Below are 17,794 nucleotides of genomic sequence, written 5' to 3'. Positions count from 1 at the left end.
GATGGCCGATTTCTGGTGCATGAGGAAGGCGGGTATTGCTTTCCGGGAACCGCTATGAATACATCCATGTACGCTGCCCTCCGCCATCCATGGCTCCGGAGCTTCCCGGAAAGCAATACCCGCCTTCCTCATTAGAGTCTGTGCGAGCCTGAGAGTATGCTCAGCTGCCCATTGCCTTAAGTCGCTGACGAGCAAGCTCCCCGATTTGCCCCTGATCCTGGGCAGCCCGCTGGTAATACTGTCTGGCCTCCGAATTCCTTCCCTGCGCCGCCACCGCATCACCAAGCCCAAGGTAGGCAATGCTGGTCTGGACCGAATCCAGGGAGGCCTTCAGGTCCTTTTCCGCGCTCTCCCAGTTCTCCTGCTCACGGTGGAGCAATCCACGGTTCAGGCGGTAGCGGAACATCTGGGGATAGAGCTCCACGGCCTGGTTGTAGTCGGACATCGCCTGGTCCGCGTTATCCATTTCCCGCCGGATATCACCCCGCAGACTGAAGAATGCTGCTTCATTCGGCACCTGGTCAATCGCGGATTCAATCAGGGCCATGGCCTTTTCACGCTCTTCCTCCTGCATCGCCTTCCGCGCCTTGTCGTAGGCCGTGTAGGCATCGCGGTCCCGGCGCAGGCCGGCGAGCTTCTGCTCATAGCGCTCAGAGTAGAATTCACCCGTGCTGCCCAATTCCTTTGCGATTTTCCGGTTGGCCTCGACCCGTTCCTGTGAGGGCGGATGGGATTGGAAAAGGCCGGTGATGAAGTCGTTGTTGCCGCCCTCGGACAGTTTCACGAACACCTGCTGCAGTTCGACGGCGGCCTCGGGGTTGTAGCCGGCCTTTGCCATGTACTGCATGCCGTAGCGGTCGGATTCCAGTTCATGGGCCTGGCTGTACTGGGCCATGATCAGTTGGGAGCCGACGGCGGCGCCGCCCATGATCAGCGGGGCGTAGCGGTTGTCACTCAGGGCCACGCCGAGGCCGATGCCGGCCACGCCCAGATTGATGAGCATGCCGCGCTGCATGCGCTGGGCGCTGTGGCTGGCGGCGGCGTGGACGACCTCGTGGCCCAGGACGGCGGCGAGCTGGGCTTCGTTGTCCAGCTCTACGAGCAGCCCGCGGTTGATGGCAATTTTGCCCCCGGGCAGGGCCCAGGCATTGGGGACACCGCTGTTGATGACCGTGAACTCGTAGGGCATGTTGGGGCGGTCGCTAACCCTGGCCAGGGACTGGCCCACCTCGCTGACGTAGGCATTGAGTTCCTCGCCCCGGTAATAGCGCCCACCCTGGATCTGGAGGGTGGGCTGGTACTGTTCCTTGCCGATGGCAACTTCCTCGTCCTCCGACATCATCAGGCGGAGCTGGCTTTCACCGGTGACCGGGTTGGTGGTGCAGCCGCCCAGAACCAGTGCTGTCAGAAGGATAAGGGGAAGGGTCCGTAAGGCCGGATGTTGCCGCATAACCTGTCTCACCTCGCTGTGAATCATGTCCTGTTTTCGTTATAGTGCGCCCGTTCCCAATCGAAACGCAAAACCGCCATGAATGATGAAACCCTGTTCGGCCGGGTGTCCCGTTTTATCGGTACGCTGCGCCATTGTCAGCACCTCGGCATCCAGGCCGTTTCCGCCCGGAAGAATGAGCTGGTCGTAGAGCTTCCCTACACCGACGCCATTGTCGGTAATCCGGAGACCGGCGTCATTCACGGCGGCGCGATCACCACCCTCATGGATACGGCCTCGGGCACGGTTGTGATCTGTGCGCTGCCGGAATTTGAGCTGTGCCCGACACTGGATCTGCGCGTGGACTACATGCGGGCGGCCGAGCCGGGCCATCCGGTCTATGCCCGGGCCATTGTCTACCGGGTCACCAACAACATCATCTTCACCCGCTGTGAAGCCTACCAGGCAGACCCGGACCAGACGATTGCCCACTGCGTGGGCACTTTTATGCGGATCGGGCCGGAAGCGACGCCCAAGGCCTATCGGGAACTGATTACGGGAGGAGACGCGGAGTGAGCCTTTCCCAGGAAATGCGCAAGGCGCTTCAGGCAGGGGATTACCAGAAGCTGATTGATGCCGTCCCCTATGCTCGCACCCTGGGGATGGGCAGTGAGACTTTCGGCGATGAGGTGGTCTTCCGGCTGCCGCGCAACGAGGACAATCTGGGGAATCCGATACTGCCAGCGATCCATGGTGGTGTTATCGGCGGCTTCATGGAGATGTCCGCCATGATCTCACTGATGATGTCCCAGGAAACGCCCCGGCTTCCGCGCATTGTCGATTTCTCGCTGGACTACCTCCGTGCCGGCCTCGACCGGGATACCTTCTCGGAATGCCACCTCACGCGCCAGGGCAACCGGGTGGCGAACGTCATTGTCACCGCCTGGCAGCAGTCCCGCCGCAAGCCCATCGCCACGGCGCGCGCCCACTTCATCATGGATTAATCACAAGGGGCGGTCCGCGTCCCTTGAAATCCACACCGCCGCCCCCATCTTGCGCTGTAACCCTTAACAAAAGAACCGGCATCGTAAGGAGAATCTCGCATCATGACGGTGGAGACGCAGAAAGAAACACTTGGCTTCCAGACCGAAGTCAAACAGCTCCTCAACATTGTCATCAACTCCCTGTATTCCAACCGGGAAGTTTTCCTGCGGGAGTTGATTTCCAACGCCTCCGACGCCGAGGACAAGCTTCGCTTCGAGGCGCTGTCCAACAACGCGCTGCTCGAGGAAGATCCGGATCTGGCCATTCACCTGAGCCATGATTCCGAAGCCGGCACCATCACCATCCGGGATAATGGCATCGGCATGACCCGGGACGAAGTGATCGAGAACCTGGGCACCATCGCCAAGTCCGGTACCTCCGACTTCCTGAACCAGCTCACCGGCGACCAGCAGAAGGACGCCAAGCTGATCGGCCAGTTCGGCGTTGGCTTCTATTCGTCCTTCATCGTTGCGGACCAGGTTGAAGTCACCACCCGCAAGGCCGGCACCGAATCCTCCGAAGGCGTGCACTGGGTGTCCAGCGGCGACGGCCAGTTCACCATTGAGCCGGCCCCGGACGCGCCCCGTGGCACAACCGTTGTGCTGCACCTGCGCGAGGATGCCAAGGACTTCGCGGACGGCCACCGTCTGCGCCATCTGGTGAAGAAGTATTCGGATCACATTTCCTTCCCGGTTCGCATGCCGCCGGAGCCTACCGGTGAAGAGGATGAGAACCAGGAGGACAAGCCGGCGGAGGAGACCGTCAACGAGGCAACGGCGCTCTGGACCCGGCCGCGCAGCGAGGTTTCCGAGGACGAGTACAAGGCGTTCTATAAGCACATTGCCCATGACTTCGAGGACCCGCTGACCTGGTCCCACAACCGGGTGGAAGGTTCGCTGGATTACACCAGCCTGCTCTACATCCCTGGCCGTGCGCCTTTTGACCTGTATAACCGGGAAGCGTCACGGGGCCTGAAGCTCTACGTGCAGCGCGTCTTCATCATGGACGACGCCGAGCAGTTCCTGCCGCTGTACCTGCGGTTTGTGCGCGGCGTGATCGACAGCAACGACCTGTCGCTGAACGTCTCCCGTGAGATCCTGCAGAACGACAGCACCGTCGAGAGCATCCGCACCGCGCTGACCAAGCGGGTTCTGGACATGCTCAAGAAGCTGGCCAACAACGATCCCGAGAAATACCAGCAGTTCTGGGACCAGTTCGGCCAGGTTCTCAAGGAAGGTCCGGCGGAAGACTTCGGCAACCGCGAGAAGATTTCGCCCCTGCTGCGCTTCGCCTCCACCCACACCGGGGAAGCGACCCAGAACGTCTCGCTGGACGATTACGTGGGCCGGATGAAGGAAGGCCAGGAGAAGATCTACTATCTCTGCGCCGATTCCCACCAGGCGGCCAAGAGCAGCCCGCACCTGGAAATCTTCCGCAAGAAGGGCGTCGAGGTGCTGCTGCTGTCCGATCGCATCGACGAATGGATGATGGGCTACCTCAGCGACTATGAAGGCAAGCATCTCCAGGACATCACCCGGGGCAGCCTGGACCTGGACGAAGTCGAGTCCGAGGAAGAGAAGAAAGAACAGGAAGAGGCGTCCGAGCAGCACAAGGACCTTCTGGAGCGCGTCAAGAAGACCCTCGAGGATCGCGTGAAGGAAGTGAAGGTGACCAAGCGCCTGACCGAATCACCGGCCTGCCTGGTGGTTGGCGACTACGACATGGGTCACCAGATGCGCAAGATCATGGAAGCGGCCGGCCAGCCCGTGCCGGACAGCAAGCCGATCTTCGAGATCAACGTGGACCATCCGCTGGTCCAGCGCCTGGAAAAGGAACAGAGCGAGGACCGCTTCTCCGACCTGACCCAGGTCCTGTTCGACCAGGCCTCGCTGTCCAGCGGCGAGCAGCTTGAGGATCCGGGCACCTACGTGTCCCGCCTCAATCGGCTGCTTCTGGAACTGGCCGAGTAATCCGGGGGGAGGCAGAGCAAAAAGGAGAGACCCTATCCGATGCTCGCCTCCCTGAAGGAAACCAGCCGCCGTTTGTCCTCGTCCCAGAGCGCCAGACGCACCGACTCGATGCTCTCGCGCAGCGTGATCCGACTGAATGTCTGAAGTTGCGGGTAGTCCCGCAACACTTCGGGTAGGCGGTAGGAGGGGATGCGACTGGCCAGGTGGTGGACATGGTGCACACCGATATTGGCGCTGAACCAGCGCAGGATACCCGGCAGCACATAGTAGGAACTCCCCTGCAAGGCGGCGTCGTGGGCGTTCCAGTGTTCGTCGTGTTCCCAGTAGGTGGTCTCGAACTGGTGCTGAACGTAGAACAGCCACACCCCCAAGGTTGAGGCGAGCAGTGTGATCGGAACCTGAACCAGCAGAAAGGGAACCACTCCCACCAGCCAGATCATGCCGGTTACCAGCACTGCAATGGCCGCGTTGGTGCCCATGGTGCTGATCCAGGGCATCCAGCCGTCACGCATGGACCTGAAAGGCAGCCGGTAGTTCAGCAGGAAGATGTACATGGGCCCGAAACCGAACAGCACCAGCGGGTGGCGGTACAGGCGGTAGCGCCATTGCTGCCACCGGGGCAGGGCCTGGAACTCGCGCACGGTCAGGGTGTCGAGCCCGCCGATGCGCGGCCGGTCAAGGTTGCCGGAGTTGGCATGGTGAAGGTTGTGGCTGTGGCGCCAGTAATCGTGCGGGGTCAGGGTGAGCACACCGATGATGCGGCCAGCCCAGTCATTGGCGCGCCGTGACCTGAAAAACGACCGGTGGCTGCAGTCGTGCTGGATCATGAACAGCCGTACCAGGAATCCCGCGGCAGGAATGGCCAGTACCAGAGCCACCGGCCAGTACCCGGCACTGAGGGCCAGCCACGCCAGAGCCCAGGTCAGCGCGAAGGGGATTGCGGTGATGAGGATCTCCACAATGCTGCGTGCCAGACGTGGCTTGCAGTACGCCCTGAGTGTCTGTTTCAGGGATCCGGGGGCGGTGGTGATGTCAGGTGGTGATGCTGCTGTACCCATGGTGCTTCTGTCGCAAATCCGATTCTCGAAATGCCAGCGTGCATCAGAATGGGCATTGTCTCTGTACGCTACCGCACCTTCGCCGGTAGCCTTATCAGTCATTCACACGGAAATACTCCTCAAAGGCATTGAAGACGCGTTCCGGATACCAGGTCTTGCCCGTGCTCCCGTTGTAGCGTGCCAACGCTCGGGCCAGATCCCCGTTTTCCTTCTCAAGGTAATAGCTCAGGATCGTCGTCCCATAACGAAGGTTGGTATCCACCTCGGTGAGATTGTCCTCCGGCCGCCCGATTTCATTCTTCCAGAAGGGCATTACCTGCATCAGCCCCTGGGCTCCGACCGACGAGATTGCAAAACGGTCAAACCCGCTCTCCACCTGGATGACGGCGAGAACGATTTCCGGGGACAACCCCTGGCGTGTCGCCTCCTGATGCACCAGCTTCAGGATCTTCATTCGGCGGCGGTTGTTCTCAAGCCACTGATCCGTCCGCCCCGACATGTCGACGAGCCAGACTTCCGCATCAAAACGGTCCTCGAAACTGTTGGCTGAATTGACCGTCTCGCGAAGCTCGCGACGAAGCTCCGGGTCCGGCTGTTTGGTGGAGCCGGGCGCCGGCAGGGGAGTGAGCAGTGTTAGCACTACCAGAAAAAGAAACGGGTACTTCATGTCCCTGAGTCTAGTGCGCCTTGACTCGAGCCGCCAGGAAACCAGGAATGTCATCGGCCGGAATATCCTGCTTGTCTTCGTCGGCCCGCCCCTTGTATTCGTAGGTGCCCGCCTCGATGCCCCGGTCGCTGATCACAACCCGGTGCGGGATACCGATCAGCTCAAGGTCGGCGAACTTCACGCCCGGGCGTTCCTTGCGGTCGTCCAGCAGCACGTCGTAGCCGCTTTGGGTGAGCTGCTCGTAGAGCGCTTCGCCAGCCTCGCGCACCGTTTCGGACTTGTGGCCGTTGAGGGTCACGATCGCTACCTGGAAGGGGGCGATGGCCTCGGGCCAGATGATGCCGCTGTCATCGTGGTTCTGCTCAATGGCGGCGGCGACCAGGCGGGAGACGCCAATGCCGTAACAGCCCATCTCCATGGCAACGGCCTTGCCGTTCTCATCCAGGACCGTGGCATTCATGGCTTCGCTGTACTTGCGCCCCAGCTTGAAGACGTGGCCCACCTCGATGCCGCGCCGGATTTCCAGGATGCCCCGGCCGTCAGGGCTGGGATCACCTTCCTCCACTTCGCGAAGGTCGGCCGTCTCGCCAAGGGCAACATCCCGATCCCAGTTGGCGCCGGTCAGGTGGTAACCGGTGCGGTTGGCGCCACACACGAAGTCCGCCAGGTGGGCCGCGGCATGATCCACAACCATTGGCACCTTCAGCCCGACCGGGCCGATGGAGCCCGTATCCACGCCCAGCGTTTTGCGGATGTCCTCGTCGCTGGCCATGGTCAGCGGCTCGGCGACATTCGCGAGTTTTTCCGCCTTGAGGTCGTTCAGGGTGTGATCGCCGCGCAGGACCAGGGCGACAAGGGGTTGATCGCTGCTGTTCTCATCCTTCTTCGGCGCGTGGACCAGCAGCGTCTTGAGCACGCGGTCCGGCGTGGTGTTCAGGAAACCGGCAACCTGATCAATGGTGTTCTGGTCCGGGGTAGCCACTTCCTGCATGGTTTCGGTGGCCGCGGGACGCTCGCCCTTCGGAGGCAGGGCTTCGGCCAGTTCGGTATTGGCCGCGTAATCACTCTCGGAGCTGAAGGCGATGGCATCCTCGCCGGAGCTGGCCAGGACGTGGAATTCCTGCGACTTGCTGCCGCCAATGGCGCCGGAATCCGCCTCCACGGCGCGGAAGTCCAGGCCCAGGCGACGGAAGATGGCGCTGTAGGTCTCGACCATGACCTGGTAGGTTTCGTTGAGCGATTCCGGGCCGACGTGGAAGGAATAGGCGTCCTTCATCAGGAATTCACGTGAGCGCATTACGCCAAAGCGCGGGCGGCGCTCATCCCGGAACTTGGTCTGGATCTGGTAGAAATTGGCCGGCAGGTCCCGATAGCTCCTGAGTTCGTTGCGCACGATATCGGTGATGACCTCTTCATGGGTCGGGCCGTAGCAGAAGTCCCGCTCATGGCGGTCCTTGACCCGCAGAAGCTCATCGCCGTACTCGTTCCAGCGCCCGCTCTCCTGCCAGAGTTCGGCGGGCTGGATCGCGGGCATCAGCACTTCCTGGGCGCCGGAGCGGTCCATTTCCTCGCGCACGATCCGCTCGACCTTGCGCAGCACCCGCAGTCCCAGAGGCAGCCAGGTATAGAGGCCTCCGGCCAGTCGGCGGATCATGCCGGCGCGCAGCATCAACTGGTGGCTGATGATCTCGGCGTCGGCCGGTGTTTCCTTGAGGGTGGCGATCAGGTACTGGCTTGCGCGCATAGTGTTCTTTCCGTTCGAAGGAATGAAAGGTTTTGGTTGCGACCCGGGTGCGGTATTTTACGAAGCCCTGCGGCTTAGGTACAGGGCTTGGGTTTGTCGTGCTGCATGATTTGTGCGGTGGTCAGTGCGAGGAGGTCTTTCCGGGATACGCTGTGAATACGTCCCTGTACGCTGCGCTTCGGCCATCCATGGCCGAAGAGCATCCCTCCAAGACCTCCCCGCACTGACCACTTCGAGTTATGAGTATGCCGTCCCGACGCTGGCGTGAGAGCTTGGGTTAGGCAGCCTCGGGCATTGATTGGAGAGAGCTATGAAGTTGAAGGCCGAAGACGTGGAAAAGCTGATCCGGGACGGGGTGCCCATGGCCGAGGATATTGATTTCCGGGTCGATCGGGTGGATGAGAACGTGGCCGTGGCTCGGGTGCCGTTCAATGAGCGCCTTGTCCGTCCCGGCGGCACGCTTTCCGGGCCCGTGCAGATGGCGCTGGCGGATGCGGCTATGTATGCGGCGGTACTGGGGACGCTGGGCGAGGTGCAGATGGCGGTGACCAGTAACCTGAACATCAACTTCCTCCGCAAGCCCGGTCAATGCGACCTCGTTGCCACGGCGGACGTAATGCGGCTTGGCAAGCGTAACGCGGTCTGCGAGGTGCGGCTGGTGTCTGTCGATAGTGATGAACTGGTGGCTCACATCACCGGGACCTATGCATTGCCGTGACAGTAGGCTCCTTCACGCGACCCGTGGTGTGATTTCCCGCTCGATGGTGTCTGCCGTGTTCTGTCGTGCCTGGCGCAGTTCGTAGTCCGCCTGCAGGCGCATCCAGAATTCGGGTGTTGTGCCGAAATAGCGTGCCAGACGCAGTGCCGTATCCGCAGTCAGGTTACGCTGTCCGTTAATAACGCCGGTGATGCGGTTGGCCGGCACGTGGAGTTCCCGCGCCAGCGCTGAGGCGGAAAGCGCCAAAGGCTGCATGAATTCTTCATGCAGGATTTCTCCCGGCGAAACGGGAGCTTCATGATTTTCTTCCGCCACCACGCCAGCAAAATCAGTTTGATGAAGCTGATCCCGCTTGATAGTCATAATAATCCTCTCTGTTTAATGGTAATCACAGAATTCAACATCCCAGGCATGGCCGTCTTCAAAACGGAAACAGAGCCGCCATTGGGCATCCACCCGCATGCTCCATTGCCCGCTGCGGTTACCGCTGAGTTTTTCCAGCCGGTTACCCGGCGGTATCCGTAGCTCTTCCACTCGTTCAACAGCATCCAGTTGCACCAGTTTCCGTCGGGCTTTGCGCTGTAAGGGCTTGGAGACCTTGCGTATGACGCGGTCATCAAAGAGCGCAGCGGTCGTCTTGTCCGCAAAAGATTTGATCATACTTTATTTTAATATGTATTACGTAACGCGTAAAGGTGCGTCTCGTGAGACTACAGGTACTTCAGAGGCAACTCGGTGTTATCAATCACCCGCCGCATCACGAAGCTGGAATGCACGCCACTGACGCCGGTAATGCGGGTGACCTTGTTGAGAAGGAACTGCTGGTAGTGCTCCATATCCGGCACCACCACCTTCAGGATGTAGTCCGCCTGCTGACCCGTGATCAGGTAGAGTTCCTGGACCTCCGGGTAGGTCGCGACCTGCTCCTCGAACTCCTGGAACCGCTCCGGGGTGTGGCGGTCCATGCCGATCTGCAGGATAACAGTGAGTGAAAGACCCAGCTTGCGACGATCCAGAAGTGTCTTGCGGCCAAGGATGATGCCGGCTTCCTCCAGCGCCTTGACCCGGCGGGAGCAGGGGGAAGGAGACAGGCCAACCCGTTCAGCGAGTTGCTGATTGGTCAGCCCACCGTCCTTCTGAAGATGTTCCAGAATCTGGCGGTCGATACGGTCAATCTGGACCAGTTCGGAGTCCGTTTTCGCCATGGAATAACGCCTTTTTTCTTGGGTAAGCCATACATCACCGAATATATGGTTAATAGTAGCATTATATTGCGTAATTATTCGAAAACACCACAAATTCGCAAACACATTGCTCGGTTATTTGGTTATTGTATGACTGTCCCCGAAGGGCAGCCTCCCTGTTACCGCAGGATGAGCGACCTTCGGAAAGGCGGACCCGCATCAGGGACGCCGGTGATGCCGAACCGGGTCACCATGGACCGGAAGTCAAAAGCTTCTGAAAGCGCGGCAGACGTGTGATCCACGGAGCGCGATAGAGCCGCGGCGGTCGGGGCAGGCCCAGTGGGCTTGCCCGTATGCCGTTGTGCCAGAAAGCAAATAATCCAGAGAGGACAAGCCATGGCGTTTGATCATCGTAAGTACCGTCCGTTCAAGCCCTTGAACAAGACCGATCGGCGCTGGCCGGACCAGGTCATCGAGAAGGCACCGATCTATTCGGCGGTGGACCTTCGCGACGGGAACCAGGCCCTGGTCAAGCCCATGAACATCTCCCAGAAGCAGCGTCTGTTCGACCTGCTGGTCAAGCTGGGATACAAGCAGATCGAGATCGGCTTTCCGGCGGCGAGCCAGCCGGATTTCGATTTCTGTCGCAAGCTGATTTCCGAGAATCGCATCCCCGAGGATGTGACCATCCAGATCCTCACCCAGGCGCGTCCGGAGCTGATCAAGCGGTCCTACGAGGCGCTTGATGGGGTGCATCGCGCCATCGTCCACGTCTACAACTCAACGTCCACCGTCCAGCGCGAGCAGGTGTTCGAGATGGACATGGAAGGGGTCAAGCAGATTGCCGTGGACGGCGCGAAGGAAGTGCAGCGCCACGCGAAGAACTATCCGGACACTGAATGGATCTTCCAGTATTCCCCGGAAAGCTTCTCCACCACCGAGGTGGATTACGCGGTTGAAGTGGTGGATGCCGTCAACGAGGTGTGGCGTCCCGACCAGGGCCAGCATGTGATCATCAACCTGCCGGCCACCGTGGAAATGGCTACCCCCAACGTCTTTGCGGATCAGATCGAATGGTTCTGCGATCATGTGCAGAAGCGCGAGCATTTTGATCTCAGCGTGCATACCCACAACGATCGGGGCTGCGCCGTTGCGGCGGCGGAGCTGGCCATCATGGCCGGCGCGGACCGTGTCGAGGGTACGCTGCTGGGCAACGGTGAGCGTACCGGCAACATGGACCTGGTGACCTTCGCCATGAACCTCTACTCCCAGGGGATCGATCCGAAAGTGGATCTCTCGGGCATGGCGGAGGTTGTGGACGTGGTGGAAGCATGCACGGAGATTGCCACCCATCCGCGCCACCCCTGGGCGGGCGAACTGGTCTTCACGGCCTTCTCCGGCAGCCACCAGGACGCCATCCGCAAGTGCATGGGCAAGCGCAGCGAGGGCGACATCTGGAATGTGGCCTACCTGCCCATTGATCCCAAGGACATTGGCCGCCGTTACGAGGAAGTGGTGCGGATCAACAGCCAGTCCGGCAAGGGTGGCGTGGCCATGGTCCTGGAGCGCGACTACGGCATCAGCCTGCCGCGCTGGCTCCAGATTGAATTCGCGAAGGTGGTGCAGAAGGAAGCCGAGATCACCGGCGGTGAGGTGGATTCGGATACCATTCACCAGCTCTTCGAGCGGGACTACCTGCAGGTGCCCAAGGGCTGGACGCTGCACACCTATGACCTGCACCGCACCGATGACGGCGTTCGAGCCTCGGTTGTTGTGGGCAATGGTGAGCGTACCGAGCTCAAGGGCTCCGGGCAGGGTGCCGTGGAAGCCGTTGTGGCCGCGCTCCAGGAACGCCACGATGTGACGGTGGCCGTGGAGGCCTACGATGAGTTTGCGCTGGGTGAGGGGACCAGTGCCAACGCGCTGGCTTGCATCCGTATCCAGGTGGACGGCGAGGTCTACAGCGCGGCGGCCCTGGCGGAAGACACCACCTCGGCAACGCTGCAGGCGCTGCTGTCCTCGGTGGCGCGCTGCGTCAACGCCAGCGTGGTGGACACCAGCGCGGTGATGTGACGGTCGGGCGTCAGCCTACCGTCCTGACCGGGATGATGTTCGGGTCCGGCTCGCTGCCGGGCACTTCCGGTGTTTCCGAGAGTCCCAGGTTGTTCTTCTCGAACACGCGGTCCGCGCGGTAGCTGGAGCGGACCATGGGGCCGGAAGGCACTTCCAGGAAACCCTTCTCCAGACCCTTTTCCCGATACCACTCGAATTCCTCCGGCGTCACCCAGCGTTCCACGGGCAGGTGGTTGCGCGTGGGCTGCAGGTACTGGCCGAAGGTAACGATGTCGACGCCGATGGCGCGCAGGTCATCCATGGTCTTCAGTACTTCATCCTCGGTCTCGCCGAGGCCCAGCATCAGGCTGGTCTTGGTGATGACCTTGGGGTTGTGCTTCTTGGCGTGCTCCAGCACATCCAGGGTCTTCTTGTAGCCGGCCCTGGGGTCGCGGACGCGCTCGGTCAGCCGTTCCACGGTTTCCACGTTCTGGGCGAAAACTTCCAGGCCGGAATCAACCACGGTTTCGACGTGTTCCGGGATGTTATCGAAATCCGGAGTGAGGGCTTCCACGGCGACGTGCGGGGTGCGGCGCTTGATGGCGCGCACGCAATCGGCGTAGTGGCCGGCGCCGAAGTCGTCCAGGTCGTCCCGGTCGACGGAGGTGAGCACGATGTAGCGCAGGCCCATCATTTCCACGGAGTGGGCGGTGTTTTCGGGCTCTTCGGTGTCGAGCCAGCCCTTGGGGTTGCCGGTGTCGACGGCGCAGAAGCGGCAGGCACGGGTGCACACGGAGCCCATGACCATGATGGTGGCGGTGCCGCTGTTCCAGCATTCGCCCATGTTGGGGCAGTGGCTTTCTTCGCAGACGGTGCTCAGGCGGTGTTCGTGGACGTTCTTCTTGACCTGTTCGAAGCGTTCGCCGCCGGGCATTCTGGCGCGCAGCCAGGAGGGTTTGCGGGTGCGTTCGACTTCCTGGGCGCGGGAGGCTTTCTGGCCGTCCTTGATGGCGGCGAAGCCGTGTTCGCTGCGGTATTTCTGGCCGCTTTTTGGTTTCTGGCTATCACTCATGTGGACCGATACTCCGTTGAGTCCGCTGCCTGAAACTTTCGTGCAAAGGGGGTTCCGGCCACTTTCTCCGGGAATCGCTATGAATACATCCCTGTACGCTGCGCTTCGGCCATCCATGGCCTCAGAGCTTCCCGGAGAAAGTGGCCGGAACCCCCTATCCATCATCGTGCAGCGGGATGATCGATTGGGAAGTGATCAACATTGTAACGAATTTGGCACCAAAAATCGCGGGTGGGTGGACTCGGCCGGCTGGTGACGCCACAATTCCGCCCACTGAAAACGGCAGCGATGGACACCGGATATGAACTACGACGCGCTTGTTCCCGAATTGCTTGAGATCGCCGCGCGCGCGGGCGAGGACATCATGAGGTTTTATCACCATGGTTATGAGGTGACGCAGAAGGCGGATGACAGTCCGCTGACGGAGGCGGATATGGCGTCCCATCACCGCATTGTGGAGGGGTTGAAGGGCCTTGATGTTCAGTACCCGATCCTGTCCGAAGAGGCGGAGGTGTCCTGGGAGGAGCGCCGCAATTGGGAGGCATTCTGGCTTGTGGATCCGATTGATGGGACCAAGGATTTTATTAACCAGACGGGGGAGTTCACGGTCAATATTGCGTTGATCGAGGACGGTGTGCCTGTGCTTGGGATTGTGACGGTGCCCGCCCTGGGGCTGGAGTACTGGGGTACGGCGACGTCCGGGGCTTTCCGGCGTCGGGGCCGCGAGGAGGAGCGGCTTCGGGTGATGGATCCGCCGGAGGAGAAGCGCGTGGTGGCGAGCAAGAACCATATGAACGAGGAGACGGAGCGGTTCATTGAAGGGCTTGGGCCGCATCGGCTGGTGCAGGCGGGGAGCTCGCTCAAGTTCTGCCGTATTGCCGAAGGCGAAGCCGATATCTATCCGCGCATCGGGCCGACCTGTGAGTGGGATACGGGCGCCGCGCAGGCGGTCCTGGAGGCGGCCGGGGGCCGTGTGCTGACGTTTGAGGGAACGCCGCTTCGCTATGGCAAGGAAGACGTGCACAATCCGCATTTTGTGGCGGCGGGCCCCTGGTATGAGCCGGTCTGAGTATTGATTGCAAGTTGCAGACCGGATAGGGTTTGCCGATCACTCGACATTCAAAAAATGATAATCAGAGGAAGGGCTCAGCAATGACTGAAAAGCGCAGTTCGGTACATGGTGAGTGGTCCAGCGGCCTCATTTTCATACTTGCCGCGACAGGCTCGGCCGTTGGGCTGGGGAACCTCTGGCGTTTTCCGTATCTGGTTGGGGAAAACGGCGGGTCCGCGTTTATTATTCTCTATCTGGCCTGCATCCTGCTCGTGGGCCTTCCGATCATGATTGCCGAGGTAACCATCGGCCGCAAGGGCCGGCGCAGCCCGATCAACAGTCTTCGCTTGGTCGCCCGTGATGAGGGGATTTCCCAGAAGTGGTCGTTGATTGGCTGGATGGGCGTCATTGCCGGCTTTCTTATTCTGTCCTTTTACAGCGTCGTCGGCGGCTGGTCGCTGTTCTATACCTTTGAGGCCCTGAAGGGTGGGTTCAGTGGGATTTCCTCCGATGCGGCCTCCTCTCTCTTTGAGGGCCTGGTCGCAAGTCCGGGGTCCGTTCTTGTCTGGCATACGGTTTTCATGGTGATCCTGTTTGGCATTGTGGCCGCCGGGGTCAAGCGCGGGCTTCAGCGTGCCGTTACCCTTCTGATGCCGTTGCTCTTCCTTCTGCTGGTGGGCCTGGTCCTGTACGGGATGACCACAGAAGGGTTCGGCGAGGCAATGACGTTCCTGGCAACCCCCGACTTCAGCGTGATTGACGCCAGCGTTTTCCTGAAAGCGCTGGGGCAGGCCTTCTTTACCCTGAGCCTGGGCATGGGCGCGATCATGGTCTATGGCGCCTATCTGCCCCAGGAAAATTCGATCCCGGTCAGCACGGGCTGGATCGTGGGTATGGATACGCTGACGGCACTTCTGGCTGGCCTTGCTATCTTCCCCATCGTCTTCACCGTCGGCATGGAACCGGGCGAGGGTCCGGGGCTGGTTTTCGTGACCCTGCCCATCGTCTTTGGTGAGATTCCGCTGGGCCTGCTTCTGGGTATTGTCTTCTTCGTCCTGCTCTCCGTCGCGGCCATTACCTCGGGCATGTCCCTGCTTGAGCCCTCGGTGGCCTACCTGACTGAGTCCACAGGCGGGAGCCGCGTCAAGTCCGCGGCCATAATCGCCTTCCTGATCTGGCTGCTGGGTGCGGCCTGTGGGCTGTCTCTCAATATCTGGTCGGGGGTTACCCTGCTGCCGGAGAAGAGCATCTTTGACTCGGTGGAATACGTCTCCAGCAACATCCTGCTTCCGCTCGGCGGCCTCTTCATGGCCTTCTTTGTTGGCTGGATGATGCGGACCCACACTGTTGCCTCGGAGCTCGATACGCACCATCACCACAACCTGTTCCTGCTCTGGCTGTATGTGACGCGTTTTGTGGCGCCGGCAGCGGTACTCTTTATTTTCCTGAACGCCACCGGCCTCCTTGCCTTCTTTACCGGGTAGCGTGATCGGTCATGGCCAAGCTGACCCTGGATCTGCACCCCATATTCAATCGTGGGGCGCAGATCGAGCAGGAGTTGGAACGGGTGATTGACGAAGCGGAACGCAAAAAAATCACCACTGTGGAAATCATTCCAGGCAAGGGAAGCGGGCAACTCAAGAAGCGGGTGCTGCGCTTCCTGGACCGGAAGGACATCAAGCAGCGTTACCACCGGCTGGACAAGGACCGGAACAATCACGGCCGGCTTTTTGTCTACTTCCGGTTCCGGAGCGGGCAATGAGCCGGGGGTGGCTCCAGGTGGCCGGCGCGCTGCTTGCGCCGCTTGTGCTGTTATCCGCCTGTACCAACCAGATCCCCGGAGATTCCTCTCCGGCAAGCGTGACCCTGTGTCTCCCCGGTAACAACGGGTGGATGCCGCTGAGCGCGGAAATCGCCGCAACGCCGGAGGCCAGGAGCCAGGGGGTGAGTGGCCGGGAGCGTCTGCCACGACGGTCGGGTATGCTTTTCGTCTATCCGCAGAACCAGGGGCCAGGCAATCAGTTCTGGATGTATCAGACCAACATTCCCCTGACCATTGCTTTTATGAAGGCCGATGGAACCATTGCCAGGCTTCAGGGAATGAGTCCCTGCCTGAACGAGGATGGAGATCAGTGCTCCCGTTATGAGGCGGGTGTGACCCATCGGCTCGCCCTGGAAGTGAATCAGGGGCTGTTTGAGGCGCTGGGCGTGAAGGCTGGAGATCGAATCGCACTGGACCCGTCACCGCGGGGCAAGTGCCGGGAGCGGGTTCCGTTCTCCGTGGACACGCTCCCTGGGGCTCACTGATCGGTCCCGTCGTCCCGATCAGACAGCTCACGATCGACGATGGCGCTCAGTTGCGCCCAGTTGGTGCGGGTCAGTGGGATGTTGTCCACGAGGACCGTTGGCGTGCTGGTAATGCGAAGATCCCTGGCCAGGTTGTGGCTCTCGTCAATCTCATCCCTGTGAATATCGCCGGACATGCAACGGCGAAAGCGTCTTGTGTCGAGGCCCTGGGATTCCGCATAGTCCAGGAAGATCTCGTCCGGGCTGTCGGCACCACTCCAGTCGGACTGCTTCTCGAACAGCGTCTTGTGCATTTCCCACCAGCCGTCCTGGTCCTCGGCACAGCGGGCCGCCTCAGCCGCGGGGATCGCATTGGCGTGTTGGCGGAGGGGCAGGTCAAAAAACACCAGCCGGACCTGACCACTGTCAATGTATTCCGCTTTCAGGCGCTCGATCGTACTGGAAAAGTCTGCACAGGCCGGGCACTGGTAGTCCGCGAATTCACGGACCACGAGTGGCGCGTCATCATCGCCGATGCTTACGCCCAGCCCGTCCTGCTCCGCCGGGAAGGCGCTGCGCCCTTCCGCCGTGGGCAGGGAGGAGGGCTTCATGAGCTTCGGGTTGCTGAGCCAGTAGACACCGAAGACCACCGCAATGAGCGCGACCACGCTGAGGCTTGCCGCCAGTAGTCGCTGTTTCTTCTGCTTGTGGGCGAGGGGGCTGCGTTCGCCCGTCTGGCGCCGACGTTTTGCTTCTCCCATGATTAGGCGGTCCCATTGTTGGTTCGTTATGATGGAATCGGACGAACAGAGGTTAGCCCGGTGACGGGGTGCTGACAACAGGTGGCGACAATGAAGGACAAGACCACACCCTTGAGTGTGTACTATGACGGCTCCTGCCCTTCCTGCGTGAAGGACCGACAGTGGTACGAGAAACTTGCCGGTCGCCATGGCGACCGGGTGCGGTGGGTCGATATTACCGGTCGCGACGAGATGCTGCGTGAACGTGGTATTGACCCGGAGCATGCCCTGATGGAGCTCCACGTGGAGGATGCTGACGGCAGGGTTCACCGTGAGCTGGATGCCTATATCCTGCTCATGTCACGGGTTCTGGTGCTTAAGCCACTGGCGTGGGTTCTTGGCCTTCCAGGCATTCGTGGCCTGTTATCCCGGCTATACCGCCGATGGGTGCGACAGCGACTGGCGCGGGAAGGGCGTCTTCCGGATACCAAAAAAGGGGATTCTGAATGAGTAACGATGATGACGAGCTTGACCGCGAGGTGCGGGAACTGGCCAGCCAGCTGACGGATGAGCAGATGGACTCGATCGCGCGCAAGCTCGGGTTGCGTGACGATGAGCGGGTCCGCAGGACAGGTGAAAGTGAAACAGGGAACTGTTCTTTCTGCGGTAAACCGAGTTCCGAGGTGGGTGATATGGTCACCAATGGGGCGGGAGCCCGTATCTGCCGGCAATGCCTGGGCGCATTCAGCAGCGGACCGGCATAAAAAAACCCGCACACA

The 17,794-nt window shown here is 60.7% G+C and carries 20 protein-coding genes; 11 read left to right on the top strand and 9 right to left on the bottom strand.

What is annotated here, in order from left to right:
- Positions 1-160: 160 nt before the first annotated feature.
- A complete protein-coding gene (locus tag DES49_RS03960) occupies positions 161-1,450 on the bottom strand; it encodes a M48 family metalloprotease (protein WP_133735106.1) in 1,290 nt (429 codons plus the stop codon).
- 78 nt (positions 1,451-1,528) lie between these two features.
- Here DES49_RS03960 and DES49_RS03955 point away from each other — a divergent pair, with 78 nt between their 5' ends.
- The 3 genes from DES49_RS03955 to htpG all read left to right on the top strand — a co-directional run bounded on the left by DES49_RS03955 (position 1,529) and on the right by htpG (position 4,443).
- Complete coding sequence (locus DES49_RS03955; RefSeq protein WP_133735105.1) at positions 1,529-2,005, top strand: PaaI family thioesterase; 477 nt, start codon at positions 1,529-1,531, stop codon at positions 2,003-2,005.
- Positions 2,006-2,019: 14 nt separating this feature from the next.
- A complete protein-coding gene (locus DES49_RS03950; protein ID WP_133735667.1) occupies positions 2,020-2,433 on the top strand; it encodes a PaaI family thioesterase in 414 nt (137 codons plus the stop codon).
- Between the two features lie 102 nt (positions 2,434-2,535).
- A complete protein-coding gene (gene htpG, locus DES49_RS03945; protein ID WP_133735104.1) occupies positions 2,536-4,443 on the top strand; it encodes a molecular chaperone HtpG in 1,908 nt (635 codons plus the stop codon).
- Positions 4,444-4,475: 32 nt separating this feature from the next.
- On the opposite strand, the gene DES49_RS03940 is transcribed toward htpG, so the two are convergent.
- The 3 genes from DES49_RS03940 to DES49_RS03930 form a co-directional block, all read right to left on the bottom strand.
- Positions 4,476-5,501, bottom strand: a complete 1,026-nt coding sequence (locus DES49_RS03940) for a fatty acid desaturase (protein WP_133735666.1) — start codon at positions 5,499-5,501, stop codon at positions 4,476-4,478.
- 94 nt (positions 5,502-5,595) lie between these two features.
- Entirely contained in the window at positions 5,596-6,168 is a 573-nt protein-coding gene (locus DES49_RS03935) for a lytic transglycosylase domain-containing protein (protein ID WP_133735103.1), read from the bottom strand.
- A gap of 10 nt (positions 6,169-6,178) precedes the next feature.
- Entirely contained in the window at positions 6,179-7,912 is a 1,734-nt protein-coding gene (locus tag DES49_RS03930; RefSeq protein WP_133735102.1) for a proline--tRNA ligase, read from the bottom strand.
- Between the two features lie 316 nt (positions 7,913-8,228).
- Here DES49_RS03930 and DES49_RS03925 point away from each other — a divergent pair, with 316 nt between their 5' ends.
- Complete coding sequence (locus tag DES49_RS03925; protein WP_243864921.1) at positions 8,229-8,630, top strand: PaaI family thioesterase; 402 nt, start codon at positions 8,229-8,231, stop codon at positions 8,628-8,630.
- Between the two features lie 12 nt (positions 8,631-8,642).
- Here the strand turns inward: DES49_RS03925 and DES49_RS03920 are convergent, their stop codons facing one another.
- Genes DES49_RS03920 through DES49_RS03910 form a run of 3 tightly spaced genes read right to left on the bottom strand, consistent with a single transcriptional unit; the run spans position 8,643 to position 9,835 of the window.
- A complete protein-coding gene (locus DES49_RS03920) occupies positions 8,643-8,993 on the bottom strand; it encodes a HigA family addiction module antitoxin (protein WP_133735100.1) in 351 nt (116 codons plus the stop codon).
- Positions 8,994-9,008: 15 nt separating this feature from the next.
- Positions 9,009-9,290, bottom strand: coding sequence for a type II toxin-antitoxin system RelE/ParE family toxin (locus tag DES49_RS03915; RefSeq protein WP_133735099.1), 282 nt, complete (start codon positions 9,288-9,290; stop codon positions 9,009-9,011).
- 50 nt (positions 9,291-9,340) lie between these two features.
- Positions 9,341-9,835, bottom strand: coding sequence for an Lrp/AsnC family transcriptional regulator (locus DES49_RS03910; RefSeq protein WP_133735098.1), 495 nt, complete (start codon positions 9,833-9,835; stop codon positions 9,341-9,343).
- Between the two features lie 375 nt (positions 9,836-10,210).
- On the opposite strand from DES49_RS03910, the gene leuA reads away from it, so the two are divergent.
- Complete coding sequence (gene leuA, locus DES49_RS03905; RefSeq protein ID WP_133735097.1) at positions 10,211-11,887, top strand: 2-isopropylmalate synthase; 1,677 nt, start codon at positions 10,211-10,213, stop codon at positions 11,885-11,887.
- A gap of 10 nt (positions 11,888-11,897) precedes the next feature.
- Here the strand turns inward: leuA and lipA are convergent, their stop codons facing one another.
- Complete coding sequence (lipA, locus tag DES49_RS03900; protein WP_133735096.1) at positions 11,898-12,938, bottom strand: lipoyl synthase; 1,041 nt, start codon at positions 12,936-12,938, stop codon at positions 11,898-11,900.
- 301 nt (positions 12,939-13,239) lie between these two features.
- On the opposite strand from lipA, the gene cysQ reads away from it, so the two are divergent.
- From cysQ to DES49_RS03880, 4 genes are all read left to right on the top strand, one after another.
- The gene (gene cysQ, locus DES49_RS03895; protein WP_133735095.1) at positions 13,240-14,007 is read left to right on the top strand and encodes a 3'(2'),5'-bisphosphate nucleotidase CysQ; all 768 of its coding nucleotides are present in this window, start codon (positions 13,240-13,242) and stop codon (positions 14,005-14,007) included.
- Positions 14,008-14,090: 83 nt separating this feature from the next.
- Complete coding sequence (locus tag DES49_RS03890) at positions 14,091-15,473, top strand: sodium-dependent transporter (RefSeq protein ID WP_133735094.1); 1,383 nt, start codon at positions 14,091-14,093, stop codon at positions 15,471-15,473.
- 11 nt (positions 15,474-15,484) lie between these two features.
- Entirely contained in the window at positions 15,485-15,751 is a 267-nt protein-coding gene (locus DES49_RS03885) for a Smr/MutS family protein (RefSeq protein ID WP_133735093.1), read from the top strand.
- The gene (locus DES49_RS03880) at positions 15,748-16,296 is read left to right on the top strand and encodes a DUF192 domain-containing protein (protein ID WP_133735092.1); all 549 of its coding nucleotides are present in this window, start codon (positions 15,748-15,750) and stop codon (positions 16,294-16,296) included. The genes DES49_RS03885 and DES49_RS03880 overlap by 4 nt, the downstream gene beginning before the upstream one ends.
- Here the strand turns inward: DES49_RS03880 and DES49_RS03875 are convergent.
- Positions 16,290-17,036, bottom strand: coding sequence for a DsbA family protein (locus tag DES49_RS03875; protein WP_133735091.1), 747 nt, complete (start codon positions 17,034-17,036; stop codon positions 16,290-16,292). The genes DES49_RS03880 and DES49_RS03875 overlap by 7 nt on opposite strands.
- 90 nt (positions 17,037-17,126) lie before the next feature.
- On the opposite strand from DES49_RS03875, the gene DES49_RS03870 reads away from it, so the two are divergent.
- Together DES49_RS03870 and DES49_RS03865 are read left to right on the top strand one after the other, a co-directional pair.
- A complete protein-coding gene (locus tag DES49_RS03870) occupies positions 17,127-17,525 on the top strand; it encodes a thiol-disulfide oxidoreductase DCC family protein (RefSeq protein WP_133735090.1) in 399 nt (132 codons plus the stop codon).
- Positions 17,522-17,779, top strand: a complete 258-nt coding sequence (locus DES49_RS03865; protein ID WP_133735089.1) for a ClpX C4-type zinc finger protein — start codon at positions 17,522-17,524, stop codon at positions 17,777-17,779. Before DES49_RS03870 ends, DES49_RS03865 begins: the two co-directional genes overlap by 4 nt.
- The last annotated feature ends 15 nt before the right edge of the window (positions 17,780-17,794 follow it).

This window comes from Halospina denitrificans, assembly GCF_004364635.1.
In the GTDB taxonomy this organism is placed as follows: domain Bacteria; phylum Pseudomonadota; class Gammaproteobacteria; order Pseudomonadales; family Oleiphilaceae; genus Halospina; species Halospina denitrificans.
Note: the sequence above shows the minus strand (reverse complement) of the source record. Positions and strands in the feature narration are given on the sequence as shown.

Coding starts and splice junctions, on each gene's coding strand:
- DES49_RS03955 (WP_133735105.1), top strand. CDS start 1,529: ATGAATGATGAAACCCTGTTCGGCCGGGTGTCCCGTTTTATCGGTACG.
- DES49_RS03910 (WP_133735098.1), bottom strand. CDS start 9,835: ATGGCGAAAACGGACTCCGAACTGGTCCAGATTGACCGTATCGACCGC.
- htpG (WP_133735104.1), top strand. CDS start 2,536: ATGACGGTGGAGACGCAGAAAGAAACACTTGGCTTCCAGACCGAAGTC.
- DES49_RS03920 (WP_133735100.1), bottom strand. CDS start 8,993: ATGACTATCAAGCGGGATCAGCTTCATCAAACTGATTTTGCTGGCGTG.
- DES49_RS03930 (WP_133735102.1), bottom strand. CDS start 7,912: ATGCGCGCAAGCCAGTACCTGATCGCCACCCTCAAGGAAACACCGGCC.
- DES49_RS03875 (WP_133735091.1), bottom strand. CDS start 17,036: ATGGGAGAAGCAAAACGTCGGCGCCAGACGGGCGAACGCAGCCCCCTC.
- leuA (WP_133735097.1), top strand. CDS start 10,211: ATGGCGTTTGATCATCGTAAGTACCGTCCGTTCAAGCCCTTGAACAAG.
- DES49_RS03950 (WP_133735667.1), top strand. CDS start 2,020: ATGCGCAAGGCGCTTCAGGCAGGGGATTACCAGAAGCTGATTGATGCC.
- DES49_RS03870 (WP_133735090.1), top strand. CDS start 17,127: ATGAAGGACAAGACCACACCCTTGAGTGTGTACTATGACGGCTCCTGC.
- DES49_RS03915 (WP_133735099.1), bottom strand. CDS start 9,290: ATGATCAAATCTTTTGCGGACAAGACGACCGCTGCGCTCTTTGATGAC.
- DES49_RS03890 (WP_133735094.1), top strand. CDS start 14,091: ATGACTGAAAAGCGCAGTTCGGTACATGGTGAGTGGTCCAGCGGCCTC.
- lipA (WP_133735096.1), bottom strand. CDS start 12,938: ATGAGTGATAGCCAGAAACCAAAAAGCGGCCAGAAATACCGCAGCGAA.
- DES49_RS03940 (WP_133735666.1), bottom strand. CDS start 5,501: ATGGGTACAGCAGCATCACCACCTGACATCACCACCGCCCCCGGATCC.
- DES49_RS03865 (WP_133735089.1), top strand. CDS start 17,522: ATGAGTAACGATGATGACGAGCTTGACCGCGAGGTGCGGGAACTGGCC.
- DES49_RS03885 (WP_133735093.1), top strand. CDS start 15,485: ATGGCCAAGCTGACCCTGGATCTGCACCCCATATTCAATCGTGGGGCG.
- cysQ (WP_133735095.1), top strand. CDS start 13,240: ATGAACTACGACGCGCTTGTTCCCGAATTGCTTGAGATCGCCGCGCGC.
- DES49_RS03960 (WP_133735106.1), bottom strand. CDS start 1,450: ATGCGGCAACATCCGGCCTTACGGACCCTTCCCCTTATCCTTCTGACA.
- DES49_RS03880 (WP_133735092.1), top strand. CDS start 15,748: ATGAGCCGGGGGTGGCTCCAGGTGGCCGGCGCGCTGCTTGCGCCGCTT.
- DES49_RS03935 (WP_133735103.1), bottom strand. CDS start 6,168: ATGAAGTACCCGTTTCTTTTTCTGGTAGTGCTAACACTGCTCACTCCC.